We start from the raw sequence: 14,470 nt of genomic DNA, 5'->3' as shown, positions 1-14,470 counted from the left end.
ATAAACAGGCACTGCCCACCCCGCACGGCCTGGAGGCTTTGTGATGATCAAGCTTTATGGATTCTCCGTCAGTAACTACTACAACATGGTCAAACTGGCGTTGCTGGAAAAAGGACTGCCTTTCGAAGAAGTGCCGTTTTACGGCGGCACCGCCCCTGAAGCACTGGCCATCAGCCCGCGTGGAAAGGTCCCGGTACTGCACGTAGAGCAGGGGTTCATCAATGAAACCAGCATAATCCTCGAGTACCTCGAGCAAAATCACAACGGCACGCCGCTGCTACCGAGCGACCCGTTCGAGCGCGCGCAAGTACTGGCACTGGCCAGGGAAATCGAACTGTATATCGAACTGCCAGCGCGAGCCTGCTACGCCGAAGCGTTTTTCGGCATGACCCTGCCGGATGCGATCAAGGAAAAAACCAAGGCCGAACTGTTGCTGGGGATGGCTGCGCTGGGCCGGCACGGCAAATTCAGCCCTTACGTCGCTGGCGACAGCTTGAGCGTGGCGGATCTGTATTTCCTGTTCAGCGTGCCACTGGCGTGTGGCGTGGCGCACAAGTTGTTCGGAATTGATTTGTTGGCTGAGATGCCGAAGGCCAGGGCGTTGCTGGAGTTTTTGGGGGGTAATCCGAATGTACAGCGTGTGGCGGCGGATCGGGAAGCGGCGATGCCGGCGTTCATGGCGATGATTGCTGCCAAAAAGTAGTTCTGTGGCGTTCTGAAGTCAGTCATCGCGGGCAAGCCCACACACAGGATTCGTGTCGTGCCGCAGACTCGCGAACGACACACAACCCTGTGGGAGCGGGCTTGCCCGCGAAGCTTTTATCTAACGGCTGGCCAGCAGTGCCTGACCGCGAGCGACAGCAGCCTTCACCTGCGCCGGCGCGGTGCCGCCGATGTGGTTGCGGGCATTGACCGAGCCTTCGAGGGTCAGCACGGCGAACACGTCCTGATCGATCTGGTCGCTGAACTTGCGTAGTTCTTCCAGGCTCATTTCCGCCAGGTCCTTGCCGCTGTCCACGCCGTACTTGACGGCGTGACCGACGATTTCGTGGCAATCACGGAATGGCAGGCCGCGACGCACCAGGTAGTCGGCCAGGTCGGTGGCGGTGGAGAAGCCGCGCAGGGCTGCTTCACGCATCATCGCGTGCTTGGGCTTGATCGCCGGCACCATGTCGGCAAAGGCCCGCAGCGAGTCGCGCAGGGTGTCGGCGGCGTCGAACAGCGGTTCCTTGTCTTCCTGGTTGTCCTTGTTGTAGGCCAGGGGCTGGCCTTTCATCAGGGTCAGAAGGCCCATCAGCGCGCCGAATACGCGACCGGTCTTGCCGCGAACCAGCTCCGGAACGTCCGGGTTTTTCTTTTGCGGCATGATCGAGCTGCCGGTGCAGAAGCGGTCGGGCAGGTCGATGAACTGGAATTGTGCGCTGGTCCACAGCACCAGCTCTTCGGAGAAGCGCGACAGGTGCATCATCGCGATACTGGCGGCCGAGCAGAATTCGATGGCGAAATCGCGATCGGAGACGTTATCCAGCGAATTGCCGCCAACCGCGTCGAAACCCAGCAGTTGGGCAGTGTATTCACGATCGATCGGGTAGGTGGTGCCGGCCAGTGCCGCACTGCCCAGCGGCATGCGGTTGGTACGCTTGCGGCAGTCGACCAGGCGCTCGTAGTCACGGCTGAGCATCTCGAACCAGGCCAGCATGTGGTGCCCGAAGGTCACTGGCTGGGCGGTCTGCAGGTGGGTGAACCCCGGCATGATGCTGGCGGCTTCGCGCTCCGCCTGCTCCAGCAGGCCTTTTTGCAGGCGAGTGATTTCGGCCAGGATCAGGTCGATTTCGTCACGCAACCACAGGCGGATATCGGTGGCGACCTGATCGTTACGGCTGCGGCCGGTGTGCAGTTTTTTACCGGTCACGCCGATGCGGTCGGTCAGCCGCGCCTCGATGTTCATGTGGACGTCTTCAAGGTCGATGCGCCAGTCGAACTGGCCGGCCTCGATTTCACCCTGGATGGTCTTCAGGCCATCGATGATGCTGTCGCGCTCGGCATCGGTCAGCACGCCGACCTTGGCCAGCATGGTGGCGTGGGCGATCGAACCCATGATGTCGTGGCGATACAGGCGCTGGTCGAAAGTGACGGAGGCGGTGAAGCGGGCGACGAAGGCGTCGACGGGTTCACTGAAGCGGCCGCCCCAGGACTGATTGGTCTTGTCAGTGCTCATGAATTCGCTCGTATCGGCTTGAAGAAAGAAGGCGTGGAACGCTGGCGCGGATAATAACAGGGTTGCCAACCCTGTCGCTGACACTGGTCGATACGTTTTTTTGTGTAGGAGCGAGCTTGCTCGCGATGGGCGTTAACGATAACGCGTACTTTTTGGATAAACGCGTCGGCTTCAGGTTCATCGCGAGCAAGCTCGCTCCTGCATTAGCGCAACGATATTTTTCATTTGAGCAATAACGTCCCGGCAAACGTCTACAGTTGGACAGTAGGATCAGCGCACTTCTCGGTGCAGCCGCTGATCATAAGTAGAGGGGGGGTGTTCATATTGCATATCAGCAAACCCTGTGGCGATGTGTCGCCAATGCGGGCCTGGGCCGCCAATCGCCCGGCAGATGAAAATTTAGCCGCCGGACCAGCGGCACTTTTTGACGCTCGGGCTAGTCTTAGCGTGGATCGCGGTGACGGACGTCACTTCACCTGTCTACGCTATCCTTGTGCGAGACTCACGCAGGAATCCAGCGCAATATGAATGTCCTGATCGTTGATGACGAACCCTTGGCCCGCGAGCGCCTGTGCCGAATGGTTGGCGAACTCGAGGGATACAGTGTCCTGGAGCCTAATGCCACGAATGGCGAAGAGGCGTTGGCACTGATCGACAGCCACAAGCCGGATATCGTGCTGCTTGATATCCGCATGCCCGGCCTCGATGGCCTGCAAGTGGCTGCACGGTTATGCGAACGCGAAACTCCGCCCGCCGTAGTGTTCTGCGCCGGGCCCGATGAATTTGCCGTGGAAGCCTTACAGGCCAGCGCCGTAGGCTATCTGGTGAAACCTGTGAGAACTGAACAGTTACATGACGCATTAAAGAGAGCCGAGCGCCCCAATCGTGCCCAGCTCGCCGCCCTGACCCGCCCTGCTGCTGAAAGCGGCAGCGGACCGCGCAGCCATATCAGCGCCCGAACCCGTAAAGGGATCGAGCTGATTCCACTGGATCAGGTGGTGTACTTCATTGCCGACCACAAATACGTAACCTTGCGTCACGAAAGCGGTGAAGTACTGCTCGATGAGCCGCTCAAGGCCCTCGAGGACGAGTTCGGTGACCGTTTCGTGCGTATCCATCGCAACGCACTGGTCGCCCGTGAGCGTATCGAGCGACTGCAACGAACACCCTTGGGGCATTTCCAGCTGTTCCTCAAAGGCCTCAATGGTGATGCGCTGATCGTCAGCCGGCGCCATGTGGCTGGCGTGCGCAAGATGATGCAACAGCTTTAAACAGCTGTTTGCAGGCGAATTTCACACCCGATTGCCGGACATCCGGGGCCAGGGAGGCCGAGTAGTATCTGATACAAGTCAAAGTGGATTTGGCTGAGCTGTTATTATCCGCCGTATCTATTCAGTACGGATTGATCCATGTCCTCTCGCCAAATCCGCATCGCCACCCGCAAAAGTGCACTCGCCCTGTGGCAGGCCGAATACGTCAAAGCCCGCCTTGAAGCGGCTCACCCGGGCCTGCTGGTGACTCTCGTCCCCATGGTCAGCCGTGGTGACAAGCTGCTTGACTCTCCGCTGTCGAAAATCGGTGGCAAAGGCCTGTTCGTCAAGGAACTCGAAACCGCGCTGTTGGACAATGAAGCCGACATCGCCGTGCACTCCATGAAGGACGTGCCGATGGACTTCCCCGAAGGCCTCGGCCTGTACTGCATTTGCGAACGGGAAGACCCGCGTGACGCCTTCGTTTCCAACACATTCACCAGCCTGGATGAGTTGCCTCAGGGCAGTATCGTCGGCACCTCCAGCCTGCGCCGCCAGGCGCAATTGCTGACCCGTCGCCCTGATCTGGAAATCCGCTTCCTGCGCGGCAACGTCAACACGCGCCTGGCCAAGCTCGATGCCGGTGAATACGACGCCATCATCCTTGCCGCTGCCGGTCTGATCCGGCTGGGCTTTGAAGATCGCATCACTTCGGCCATCAGTGTCGACGACAGCCTTCCGGCCGGTGGCCAGGGCGCGGTGGGTATCGAATGCCGCAGCGCCGATAATGAAATCCATGCGCTGCTGGCGCCCCTGCATCACCAAGACACCGCCACCCGAGTGACCGCCGAACGTGCCCTCAACAAGCACCTCAATGGCGGTTGCCAGGTACCGATTGCCTGCTACGCCGTGCTGGAGGGTGAGCAGCTCTGGTTGCGCGGACTGGTGGGCGATCCAGCCGGTGGCCTGCTGCTCAGCGCACAAGCCCGTGCCCCTCGCGGCGATGCCGAGGCACTGGGTGTGAGTGTCGCTGAAGACCTTCTGAGCCAGGGCGCCGACGCCATTCTCAAAGCGGTCTATGGCGAGGCAGGTCACGAGTGATCGGTTGGCGCTTGCTGCTGACGCGTCCCGCCGATGAGGCGGCGGCGCTGGGCAGCTTTTTGGCCGGACAGGGGATTTTCAGCAGCAGTCTGCCGCTTTTGGACATAGTGCCGATTGCGGCGACTGACACAATGCGCCAGGTGATTCAGACGCTGGAAAAGTTCTGCGCAATCATCGTGGTCAGCAAGCCGGCCGCCCGGATCGGCGTCGAACTGCTCGAGCGGTTTCGGCCCGCGCCGCCCGCTGTGAAGTGGTTCAGCGTCGGCGCGGCGACAGCGCAGATCCTCCAGTCTCACGGATTGGATGTGAGCTTCCCGGCAGAAGGCGATGACAGTGAGGCCTTGCTCGAACTTTCCCGCCTGCGCGAGGCTATCGCACAACCCGATGGGCGAGTACTGATCCTGCGCGGGGAGGGTGGGCGCGAATTGCTGGCTGAGCGTTTGCGTGAGCTTGGTGCTAGTGTCGAGTATCTGGAACTGTACCGCCGGGCAATGCCGATTTACCCGCCGCAAGTGCTACCGCAACGGATCCAGGCGGAACGCCTGAACGGGCTGGTGGTCAGCAGTGGACAAGGTTTTGAGCACCTGCATCAATTGGCCGGCGATGCCTGGCCGCAATTGGCGCGGTTGCCGTTGTTTGTACCAAGCCCCAGGGTTGCCGAGCTGGCGCGTGCCGCCGGGGCCAAAACAGTTGTGGATTGTCGCGGCGCGAGTGCCGCGGCCTTGCTGACGGCGTTACGGGAGCAACCCGTACCCGTTTTCTGATGCAAAGGATGGATACGTGAGCGAAACAGCCTTGCCTAAAGATGACTCGCGACCGGTGCTTGATGCACCTGTTGATGCACCTGTAGATGAAATGCCGCCACCACCACCAGCTGCCGAGCAGCGTCGAGGCAATGGTCTGGCAATCCTCGCGCTGATGTTGGGTGCGGCCGGTGTAGCGGTGGGCGGTTGGGGTGTCTGGCAGGTGCGTCACCTGCAGGCCAACAATCAGCAGCAACTGAGTCAGGTGCAGGCGCTGAATGACCAGGCGCAGAGCCTCAAGCTCAATGAGGAACGCCTGAGCGCGCGCCTGGCACAATTGCCTCCTGCCGATGAGCTGGAAGCACGCAGTCGCCTGGTGATCCAGCTGCAAGGTGATCAGCAGCGTTTGAACCAGCGTCTGGAAACCGTACTCGGGGCCAGTCGCAAGGACTGGCGCCTGGCCGAGGCCGAGCACTTGCTGCGTCTGGCCAGCCTGCGACTGTCGGCCTTGCAGGACATCAGCAGCGCCCAGGCACTGGTCCAGGGTGCCGATGAGATCCTGCGCGAGCAGAACGATCCGGGCTCCTTTGCCGCGCGCGAGCAGGTGGCCAAGACCCTGATAGCCCTGCGCAGTACCGAGCAACCGGACCGCACCGGGCTGTTTCTGCGTCTGGGCGCACTGCGTGATCAAGTGGCCAGCCTCACCGAGCTGGCACCGGAGTACAAGGACCGTGGCGACTCGCTGCTGGGCCTGACTGCCGATGGCGATGGTGCCAGTCGCTGGGCGCAATGGTGGGATCAGATTTCGCGTTACATCCGTATCGATTTCAATGCCGATAAAAACGTTCGCCCATTGCTGGCCGGCCAGAGCCTGATTCAGGTGCGCCTGGCCCTGAGCCTGGCGCTGGAGCAGGCACAGTGGGCCGCACTCAATGGTCAGGCTGCGGTGTACTCCCAGGTACTGGACGAAGCGCGGGACATCCTCAAGGGCAACTTCAACCCGGACAACTCGCAAAGCAAAGTCATGCTTGAGCAGGTAGCCGAGCTGAGCAGGCAACCTGTCACCGTAGTCACCCCGGACATGACCGGCACCCTGAGCGCGGTGCAGGGATACCTGGAGCGGCGCAACGTCAACGCCGAAGATTCGGTCAAGCCAATGGCCAGGCCTGCCGCGAACACCGCGCCGGAGGCCACGCCATGAAGCGCCTCTATGTGATCGTGTTCCTCGCGATTGCCGCTGCCGCTGCGCTGGGGCTGGCGATTGCCGAACATTCCGGTTACGTGCTGATTGCCTACAAGACCTTCCGCTATGAGTCGAGCCTGTGGGCTACTTTGGCACTGGTGGCTGTGCTGTGGCTGGTGATCTGGGGCATCAAGGCGCTGGTCGAGCTGGTGATGGCTTCCAGCGGGGTGGTCAACCCGTGGTCCCGGCGTAACCGCAGCCGTCGGGTGCAGGTGGCGATCGAGCACGGTCAGCTGGACCTGGCCGAGGGGCGCTGGGCCAGCGCGCAACGTCACTTGCATCGGGCTGCCGAGGCCGAGCGCCAGCCGTTGCTTTACTACCTTGGTGCGGCCCGTGCCGCAAACGAACAAGGCAATTACGAAGAAAGCGACAACTTGCTGGAGCGCGCCCTGGAGCGTCAGCCTCAGGCCGAGTTGGCGATCGCCTTGAACCACGCCCAGTTGCAGACCGACCGCGGTGATACCGACGGCGCCCTCGCCACCCTGCAAGCCATGCGTGAGCGCCATCCTCATAACGCACAGACCCTGCGTCAGTTGCAGCGCCTGCTTCAGCAACGTGGTGACTGGTCGTCAGTCATTCGCCTGCTGCCGGAGCTGCGCAAGGACAAAGTTCTGCCGGCGGCCGAACTCACCGAACTGGAGCGTCGGGCCTGGGGGGCGAACCTGTCCCTGGCGGCGCAACGGGAAGAGAACGGAGCGGTGGGGCAGCAAGCGCTCGAACGTGCCTGGCAGCAACTGACCTCGGCGCAACGCCAGGAGCCGCAGCTGGTGCTCGCCTATGCCGAGCAACTGCGGCAATTGGGGGCTCAGGTCGAAGCCGAGGAAGTCCTGCGCACCGCGCTCAAGCGCAGCTACGACAGTCATCTGGCTCGCCTCTACGGGCTGGTGCGCGGCAATGATCCGGCTCGCCAGTTGCAGGCCGCTGAAGGCTGGCTCAAGGACCATCCGGCCGATCCGGGCCTGCTGCTGACACTGGGCCGTCTGTGCCTGCAAAACAGTTTGTGGGGCAAGGCCCGGGACTATCTGGAAAGCAGTCTGCGTGTACAACGCAATCCGGAAGCCTGTGCGGAGCTGGCGCGGCTGTTGGCGCAAATGGGTGATACCGAGCGCAGCAACCAGCTGTTTCAGGAAGGCCTGGGATTGCTGGATGAACGCTTGCTCGCTGCCCCTCTGCCAGTGGCAGTTCGCGCTTGACCGATTCGCTGGCGCCAGGCACCGGCGTCTGTGTGATGAGCTGCGGCGAGGAAGCAATCTTCCTCGTCGCAGTGAGATGATTCGCTGAAACTCGGTTACTCATTCTCGTCGCAGGCAAAGTCCTACAGAGGACTACTTTTTATCCTCTCGTATGCGTCGGGATTTCCCTACACTTCTGCTGAAGTCTCCGTGGGCGCCTGCCTTGAAAGGCCGCCGCGCTTTCCTCTACCGTAACGGTCTGTCACTACTTTTACGGATAAGCCATGTCTTTGGCCTGCTCACGCTCCTTGTTTTTCATGGCTTTCATTGCGGGTGCCCTGGCGTTGGGCGTTTCCTACTACCTGGAATATGCGGTCGGCCTGAGGCCTTGCGGCTTGTGTCTGGTGCAGCGGTTTTGTCTGGCGCTCCTGACCGGTGCCTGCCTGATGGCTTCGGTCCATGGTCCAGGTCGCATCGGAACCGTTCTGTATTGGCTGCTCAGTCTTGGTTGCAGCCTGGCCGGCACTGTCACGGCGTGGCGACAGGTTCTGCTGCAAAGCCTTCCGATGGAGCAGGCCGCGGCGTGTTCGACCCATCTGGCGGATTTGCTCGCCGGTTCTCCGTGGCTATCCGTCCTGCAGCAAGTGTTCAAGGGCGCTGTCGATTGTGTGGAAATTTCCTGGACGCTGTTCGACCTGAGTCTCACAGAGTGGAGCCTGTTGTTCTTCGTCGCGATGATGATTCTGGCCGTTTACCAGTCGTTGCGACTGGTCTGGATCAGCTATCAGCGACCACTCAGCGACGAGTCGTCGCACCGGGCCTTTGCCGGCGATTAAACACTTGTATGAACTTTATCGCCTGCGTACCTTGAAGCCAGTGTCGTGCGGGCATAATCTGGCCCGCACGTGTCATTGGAATTATGTTGCTCGATGACGCTCTGCCTGACCGCCCACCGATGTTACAAGAGGCGAGCGGGCATAGAGCAGCTGACCCACAAGGGAAGAGAGATCACCATGCTCGAAAGTTGTCAGAATGCTCAGGAACGCTGGGGTGGAGTGCACCTGCTGATCGATCGCTGGTTGCAGGAACGACAAGAACTGATCGGGGCCTATGACGCTCTTGGCGCAAAGCCTGAGGCGTTGGGTGAGGACCGCAAGCCTTTGCAGGAGTTCTGCGGCGTGCTGGTCGATTATGTATCGGCCGGGCACTTCGAGATCTACGAGCAGCTGACGGGGGAGGCCAAGGCCTTCAACGACACGCGTGGCCTGGAGCTTGCCGAGACGATCTACCCGCGCATCGACGTCATCACCGAGAAGCTGCTCGCGTTCAATGACCTGTGCGATGAAGGTAAATGCGTCGCCGAGAAATTCAAGGAACTGGGTGGCCTGCTGCATGAACGCTTCGAGCTGGAAGACTGCCTGATCGAAGTGTTGCACACAGCCCACAAGGAAGCCGATTCGGTTCAGGCCTGAAGTGCTTTCTGCAAGATCTCGAAACGGCGTGCCAAGGCACGCCGTTTTTCGTTTGTGTCGTCAGCCGGTGGCACCGCGCAATTCGACTTCAAACACCAGTGGTGTGAACGGTGCGATCACGTCACCGGCACCTTCGGCGCCATAGGCCTGGGCCGATGGAATCACCAGTCGCCATTTCGCCCCGACCGGCATGTTTTGCAAGGCGCTGCGCCATCCGGCGATCACGCTGTCGAGACTGAACCATTGAGGCTGACTGTTCTGATCGAACACCGTGCCGTCGGGCAAGCGACCGATGTACAGCACCTGCACCTTGCCGTTGGGTCCTGCCTTGGCGCCAGCGCCCGGCGTCAACTCGGTCAGCAGCACGCCGTCAGCCAGCTCGCGCACGCCGGGCCTGGCTTTCTCGGCGGCGAGGAAACGCTGTTCCTTTTCCTGTGCCAATTCGCTTTGCGGCTCGGCTGACTGCATGGCAATCCGCGCTTCATGCTCGGTCAATATCTGCTGGATCTGCTCGTCTTTCAGCGCCAGCGGCCTGCCCTGATAGGCTTGTTGCAATCCCTCGACGAGTGCCTGAAGTTGCAGATCGGGAGCCTCCTGGCGCAAGCGTTCGCCAAGGCTCGCCCCCAGGCTATAAGCGAGATCGTGGGCTTCATTTTCCTGTGTTTTTTCGGCGGCCTGGGCGACCGAAAAAAACACGCACAGCGATAAAAAAAGGTGGCGCGACATGGGCACTCTCCGACCTGAATTGCGGGCGATTATGCCAGTGAGAATGCGCGCAACGGTGAACTGCTTTCACGCCGACGCAGAAGTTTTTCAGTCCTTTGCAACGCAACGCTTTCGATAGTGTCAACATGCCCTAGCGGCGGTTGCTGCAGAGGTCTAGTATGAGCCGCACTCACTTCAGCCAGGAGGTAAACCATGTCGGCCACCAAGAAGCCAGTAAGCACTCCATTGCACCTGCTCCAACAACTCTCGGGCAGCCTGCTCGAGCACCTGGAAACCGCTTGTTCCGAAGCCTTGGCTGATGCTGAAAAACTGCTCGCCAAACTGGAAAAGCAGCGCGGAAAAGCGCAAGAAAAACTGCACAAGTCCCGCACCAAATTGCAGGACGCTGCGGCGGCCGGAAAAGCCAAGGCGCAAGCCAAGGCCAAGGGCGCAGTAAGCGATCTTGAGGAACTGCTCGATGCCCTCAAGGATCGTCAATCGGAAACCCGCGGCTACATTCTGCAACTCAAGCGCGATGCCCAGGAAAGCCTGAAACTGGCCCAGGGCGTCGGTCGTGTACAAGAGGCTGTCGGCAAGGTGTTGTCCCTGCGTGCGGCCAAGCCTGCTGCGGCACCTGCGAAGAAAGCCGCTGCCAAACCGGCGGCTGCAAAAGCACCGGCCAAGCCTGCTGCTGCAAAACCGGCAGCTGCCAAACCGGTAGCTAAAACCACCGCAGCCAAACCTGCTGCAAAACCTGCAGCGAGAAAACCGGCCGCTGCCAGCGCCGCAAAACCGGCTGCTAAAACCACGGCTGCCAAACCTGCCGCTGCACGTCCTGCCGCTGCAAAAACTGCGGCTGCCAAACCAGCTGCAAAAACCGCTGCCAAACCAGCCGCCAAACCAGCTGCCCGCACCGCTGCTGCGAAACCTGCTGCCAAGCCGGCTGCCAAACCTGTCGCTGCAAAACCGGCCGCTAAACCAGCAGCCAAGCCAGCGGCCAAAGCTGCTGTAAAACCGGCCGCTAAACCGGCAGCCAAGCCAGCGGCAAAACCTGCTGTAAAAGTGGCTGCCAAACCTGCGGCTAAACCAGCCGCAAAACCAGCTGCAGCGAAACCAGGTGTTGCTGCCAAGCCCGCCGCTGCCAAGCCAGTTGCCGCCAAACCTGCTGCTGCAAAACCTGCTGCAAAACCCGCAGCCAAACCTGCTGTGAAGAAGCCGGTTGCCGCCAAGCCAGCCACCGCTCCGGTTGCAAAACCAGCCACCGCACCGGCTGCCAAGCCAGCCAACCCGGCTCCGGTAGCAACGTCTACTTTGGCAGCAGCCACCTCGACAGCCACGCCAGCGCCAACGCCGGCCGCCGCATCGATCGCAGCATCCACCCCGACCAGCGCTTCCTAAGTGCCGGTTACCGCGACGCGCAGCTGATGCAGCGCGTCGCGGTGCAGGTGGGCGGCCTCGGCCGCCGCACCTTCCAGCCAGGCCGCCAGATCGGTCTCGGCATTTTGCGGCCAACTCTGCGCCGCTCTCTCCAGCCGCAACAACAGATGCCGTTCGGCTTCCAGTTCGAGTCCCTTCACTTGTTCACGCAAGGTATGCAAGTCGGCGTCTTCCGTGGCCGCGGCTTTCCACTGTGTGCGCAAGATGCGCAACGGCCGCACGACATCGATGTCCCACGAGGTGGCCACACCGCGCAGTTGCTGCAAGCGCTGCTCATCGAAAGCCACGCCTCGTTGTCCCAGCCACGCACCACACAGCAGCAGACACACATTGACCCCCGCCGACTGCAATTGCAGGCATGCCTGCTCTACACCGGGGCGGGCGTAAGTGGTCAGGGAAAAGCTCCACAGGTCAGAGGACATAGTGCTACTCGCGCCAGTTGCGAGCGAAGCTGGTAGACTCCGCCGCCATTATGATTCGACTTCAGAACCTGACTTTACAGCGTGGCCCGCAACGTCTGCTAGAAGACGCCGAGCTGACCCTGCACGCCGGCCAGAAAGCCGGCCTCATCGGTGCCAATGGCGCCGGCAAATCGAGCCTGTTCGCCTTGCTTCGGGGTGAGCTGCACCCGGACTCGGGTGATTGCTTCCTGCCGGCCGACTGGCGTATCGCCCACATGCGCCAGGAGGTCGACACCCTCGAACGCCTGGCGGTTGACTACGTGCTCGATGGCGACCTGCGCCTGCGCCAGGTGCAACACGACCTGGCGGCAGCCGAAGCGGCCCATGACGGTGCCGCACAGGCCCGCCTGCATTCGGAACTCGACAGCGCCGACGGTTACACCGCCGACGCCCGGGCGCGCAAGCTGCTGGCCGGTCTTGGGTTCACCAACGAGCAGATGGATCGTCAGGTCGGGGACTTCTCCGGTGGCTGGCGAATGCGTCTGAACCTGGCACAGGCCTTGATGTGCCCGTCGGACCTGCTGCTGCTCGACGAACCGACCAACCACCTGGACCTCGACGCCATCATCTGGCTTGAGGAATGGCTCAAGAGCTATCCGGGCACCCTGATGCTGATCTCCCACGACCGGGACTTCCTCGATGCCGTGGTCGACCACGTGGCCCACGTCGATCAGCGCAAGATCACCCTGTACCGCGGTGGCTACAGCGCCTTCGAGCGCGCCCGTGCCGAACGTCTGGCCCAGCAACAGCAAGCCTACGAGAAGCAGCAGGCGCAACGTGCGCACATGGAAAGCTACATCGCCCGCTTCAAGGCCCAGGCCACCAAGGCCCGTCAGGCTCAGAGCCGGATCAAGGCCCTGGAGCGGATGGAAGAGCTGACTGCTGCCCACGTCGATTCGCCGTTCGACTTCGTCTTCCGCGAATCGCAGAAAATTTCCAGCCCGCTGATCGACCTGTCCGACGCCCGCCTGGGTTACGGCGACAAAGCCGTGCTGGAGAAGGTCAAGCTGCAACTGACCCCGGGAGCGCGAATCGGTCTGCTCGGCCCTAACGGTGCCGGTAAATCGACCCTGATCAAGAACCTTGCCGGTGAGCTCTCGCCATTGGCCGGTCGCTTGACCCGTGGCGAGAACACCGTGGTCGGTTACTTCGCCCAGCATCAGCTCGACTCTCTGGATTCCAAAGCCAGCCCGTTGTTGCACTTGCAGCGCCTGGCACCGACCGAGCGCGAACAGACTCTGCGCGACTTCCTCGGCGGTTTCGACTTCCGTGGCGCGCGGATCGACGAGCCGGTGCTGAATTTTTCCGGTGGTGAAAAGGCGCGCCTGGCCCTGGCATTGATTGCCTGGGACCGGCCGAACCTGTTGCTGCTCGACGAACCGACCAACCACCTGGACCTGGAAATGCGCCTCGCGCTGACTATGGCCCTGCAGGAGTTCAGTGGTGCGGTACTGGTGGTCTCTCACGATCGTCATTTGCTCAAAAGCACCACCGACAATTTCTATCTGGTGGCGGATGGCAAGGTCGAAGAGTTCGACGGCGACCTGGAGGACTACACCCGCTGGTTGGTGGAGTATCGCCAGCGCAATGCCCCGGTCAGCAGCACCCCGGTCAATCCGGACAAGACCGACAAGAAAGCCCAGCGTCAGGCCGCAGCGGCGTTGCGTCAGCAACTGGCCCCACACAAGCGTGAGGCTGACAAGCTCGAAGCCGAACTGGGCAAGCTCCACGAAAAACTGGCGAAGGTCGATACCAGCCTCGGCGACAGCGACATCTACGAGCCCGCACGCAAGAACGAATTGCGTGATCTGCTGGCCGAGCAGGCCAGGCTGAAAGTGCGTGAAGCGGAGCTGGAAGAGGCGTGGATGGAGGCCCTGGAATTGCTGGAAAGCATGCAGGCGGAGCTGGAGGCGCTGTCCTGATGGACGCCTTCAAGCTGCCGTTGCCGGCGGTGTGGGTCGAGCCGATCTGGCTTGGCGTGCAAATCCTGCTGATCCTGCTCGCCGGCTACTTCACCCAGCGCTTCGTCGCCAAAGGCCTGACCCGTCTTGGTGAGCGTTACCCGTTTCCGCCGCAATTGATGATGCCGCTGCGGGGTGGCTTGCGCTGGCTGATCATGGGCAGCGCGCTGATTTTCGTGCTGGAGCGACTCGGTGTATCGGCCACGGTGCTCTGGACCGCGTTGTCCGGTTTCGTCGCAGTCGCGGCGGTGGCGTTTTTTGCCATGTGGAGCGTGCTCTCGAACCTGCTGTGCGCGATCCTGATCTTTACCGTCGGCCCGTTCCGCATAGGTGACGTGGTCGAGTTGGTGGACACCACCGACAAGCCCGGCGTCAAAGGTCGGGTGGTGGCGATCAATCTTCTTTACACCACGTTGCTCGAGGCCGAAGAACTTGGCACTGGCAGCGCCATGGTGCAGGTGCCCAACAGTTTGTTCTTCCAGCGTTCGGTGCGGCGCTGGCGCGGGACGGATGTGTTTCCTTCCAGCGGGTTTGAAAAGTAGTCCTTCTGTTGCCTGACAGATTGCTTTCGCGAGCAGGCTCGCTCCCACAGTCGATCTTCAGCGAACACAAATCTTGTGGGCGCCTGAGAGCCAATGTGGGAGCGAGCCTGCTCGCGAAGGGGCCTGCCTCTGTAAACGCTGGTCGGCCGTCGCCATGTCCTGCAA

Annotated in this window: 14 protein-coding genes; 11 read left to right on the top strand and 3 right to left on the bottom strand. The window is 61.3% G+C overall.

The annotated features are described in order from the left end of the window. Window positions 1-43: 43 nt before the first annotated feature. Window positions 44-703, top strand: a complete 660-nt coding sequence (locus Q8X48_RS20490) for a glutathione S-transferase family protein (protein WP_407800080.1) — start codon at window positions 44-46, stop codon at window positions 701-703. A 120-nt stretch (window positions 704-823) separates the two neighbouring features. On the opposite strand, the gene argH is transcribed toward Q8X48_RS20490, so the two are convergent. Then, window positions 824-2,218: an argininosuccinate lyase gene (gene argH / locus Q8X48_RS20485; protein ID WP_007978825.1), complete on the bottom strand. Its 1,395-nt coding sequence runs from the start codon at window positions 2,216-2,218 to the stop codon at window positions 824-826. A gap of 524 nt (window positions 2,219-2,742) precedes the next feature. Here argH and Q8X48_RS20480 point away from each other — a divergent pair. The 7 genes from Q8X48_RS20480 to rsd all read left to right on the top strand — a co-directional run bounded on the left by Q8X48_RS20480 (window position 2,743) and on the right by rsd (window position 9,199). Continuing rightward, window positions 2,743-3,489: a LytR/AlgR family response regulator transcription factor gene (locus tag Q8X48_RS20480; protein ID WP_015097334.1), complete on the top strand. Its 747-nt coding sequence runs from the start codon at window positions 2,743-2,745 to the stop codon at window positions 3,487-3,489. Between the two features lie 138 nt (window positions 3,490-3,627). Continuing rightward, window positions 3,628-4,569 carry a hydroxymethylbilane synthase gene (gene hemC / locus Q8X48_RS20475; protein WP_407800079.1) on the top strand — a complete coding sequence of 314 codons (942 nt, stop codon included), beginning with the start codon at window positions 3,628-3,630 and terminating at the stop codon, window positions 4,567-4,569. After that, complete coding sequence (locus tag Q8X48_RS20470) at window positions 4,566-5,333, top strand: uroporphyrinogen-III synthase (protein ID WP_407800078.1); 768 nt, start codon at window positions 4,566-4,568, stop codon at window positions 5,331-5,333. The genes hemC and Q8X48_RS20470 overlap by 4 nt, the downstream gene beginning before the upstream one ends. 16 nt (window positions 5,334-5,349) lie before the next feature. Beyond that, complete coding sequence (locus Q8X48_RS20465; protein ID WP_407800077.1) at window positions 5,350-6,513, top strand: uroporphyrinogen-III C-methyltransferase; 1,164 nt, start codon at window positions 5,350-5,352, stop codon at window positions 6,511-6,513. After that, the gene (locus Q8X48_RS20460) at window positions 6,510-7,748 is read left to right on the top strand and encodes a heme biosynthesis protein HemY (RefSeq protein WP_407800076.1); all 1,239 of its coding nucleotides are present in this window, start codon (window positions 6,510-6,512) and stop codon (window positions 7,746-7,748) included. The genes Q8X48_RS20465 and Q8X48_RS20460 overlap by 4 nt, the downstream gene beginning before the upstream one ends. A 263-nt stretch (window positions 7,749-8,011) precedes the next feature. Next, window positions 8,012-8,563, top strand: coding sequence for a disulfide bond formation protein B (locus Q8X48_RS20455; protein WP_126048240.1), 552 nt, complete (start codon window positions 8,012-8,014; stop codon window positions 8,561-8,563). 177 nt (window positions 8,564-8,740) lie between these two features. Continuing rightward, window positions 8,741-9,199, top strand: coding sequence for a sigma D regulator (gene rsd / locus Q8X48_RS20450; RefSeq protein WP_407800075.1), 459 nt, complete (start codon window positions 8,741-8,743; stop codon window positions 9,197-9,199). Window positions 9,200-9,259: 60 nt separating this feature from the next. Here the strand turns inward: rsd and Q8X48_RS20445 are convergent, their stop codons facing one another. Next, complete coding sequence (locus Q8X48_RS20445) at window positions 9,260-9,925, bottom strand: FKBP-type peptidyl-prolyl cis-trans isomerase (protein WP_407800074.1); 666 nt, start codon at window positions 9,923-9,925, stop codon at window positions 9,260-9,262. A 192-nt stretch (window positions 9,926-10,117) separates the two neighbouring features. Between Q8X48_RS20445 and Q8X48_RS20440 the strand changes: the two genes are divergently transcribed. Next, complete coding sequence (locus tag Q8X48_RS20440; protein ID WP_407800073.1) at window positions 10,118-11,302, top strand: AlgP family protein; 1,185 nt, start codon at window positions 10,118-10,120, stop codon at window positions 11,300-11,302. Here Q8X48_RS20440 and Q8X48_RS20435 read toward each other — a convergent pair. Further along, window positions 11,299-11,763, bottom strand: a complete 465-nt coding sequence (locus Q8X48_RS20435) for a TIGR02444 family protein (RefSeq protein ID WP_407800072.1) — start codon at window positions 11,761-11,763, stop codon at window positions 11,299-11,301. The two genes, Q8X48_RS20440 and Q8X48_RS20435, sit on opposite strands and share 4 nt — an antisense overlap. Window positions 11,764-11,813: 50 nt before the next feature. Here Q8X48_RS20435 and Q8X48_RS20430 point away from each other — a divergent pair, with 50 nt between their 5' ends. Then, window positions 11,814-13,724 carry an ATP-binding cassette domain-containing protein gene (locus Q8X48_RS20430; protein ID WP_015097324.1) on the top strand — a complete coding sequence of 637 codons (1,911 nt, stop codon included), beginning with the start codon at window positions 11,814-11,816 and terminating at the stop codon, window positions 13,722-13,724. Then, window positions 13,724-14,305, top strand: a complete 582-nt coding sequence (locus Q8X48_RS20425) for a mechanosensitive ion channel family protein (protein WP_095964299.1) — start codon at window positions 13,724-13,726, stop codon at window positions 14,303-14,305. Before Q8X48_RS20430 ends, Q8X48_RS20425 begins: the two co-directional genes overlap by 1 nt. The last annotated feature ends 165 nt before the right edge of the window (window positions 14,306-14,470 follow it).

Source organism: Pseudomonas sp. QLc11A (assembly GCF_052112305.1).
GTDB lineage: Bacteria > Pseudomonadota > Gammaproteobacteria > Pseudomonadales > Pseudomonadaceae > Aquipseudomonas > Aquipseudomonas laurylsulfatiphila.
This window is presented reverse-complemented; position numbering and strand designations above follow the sequence as displayed.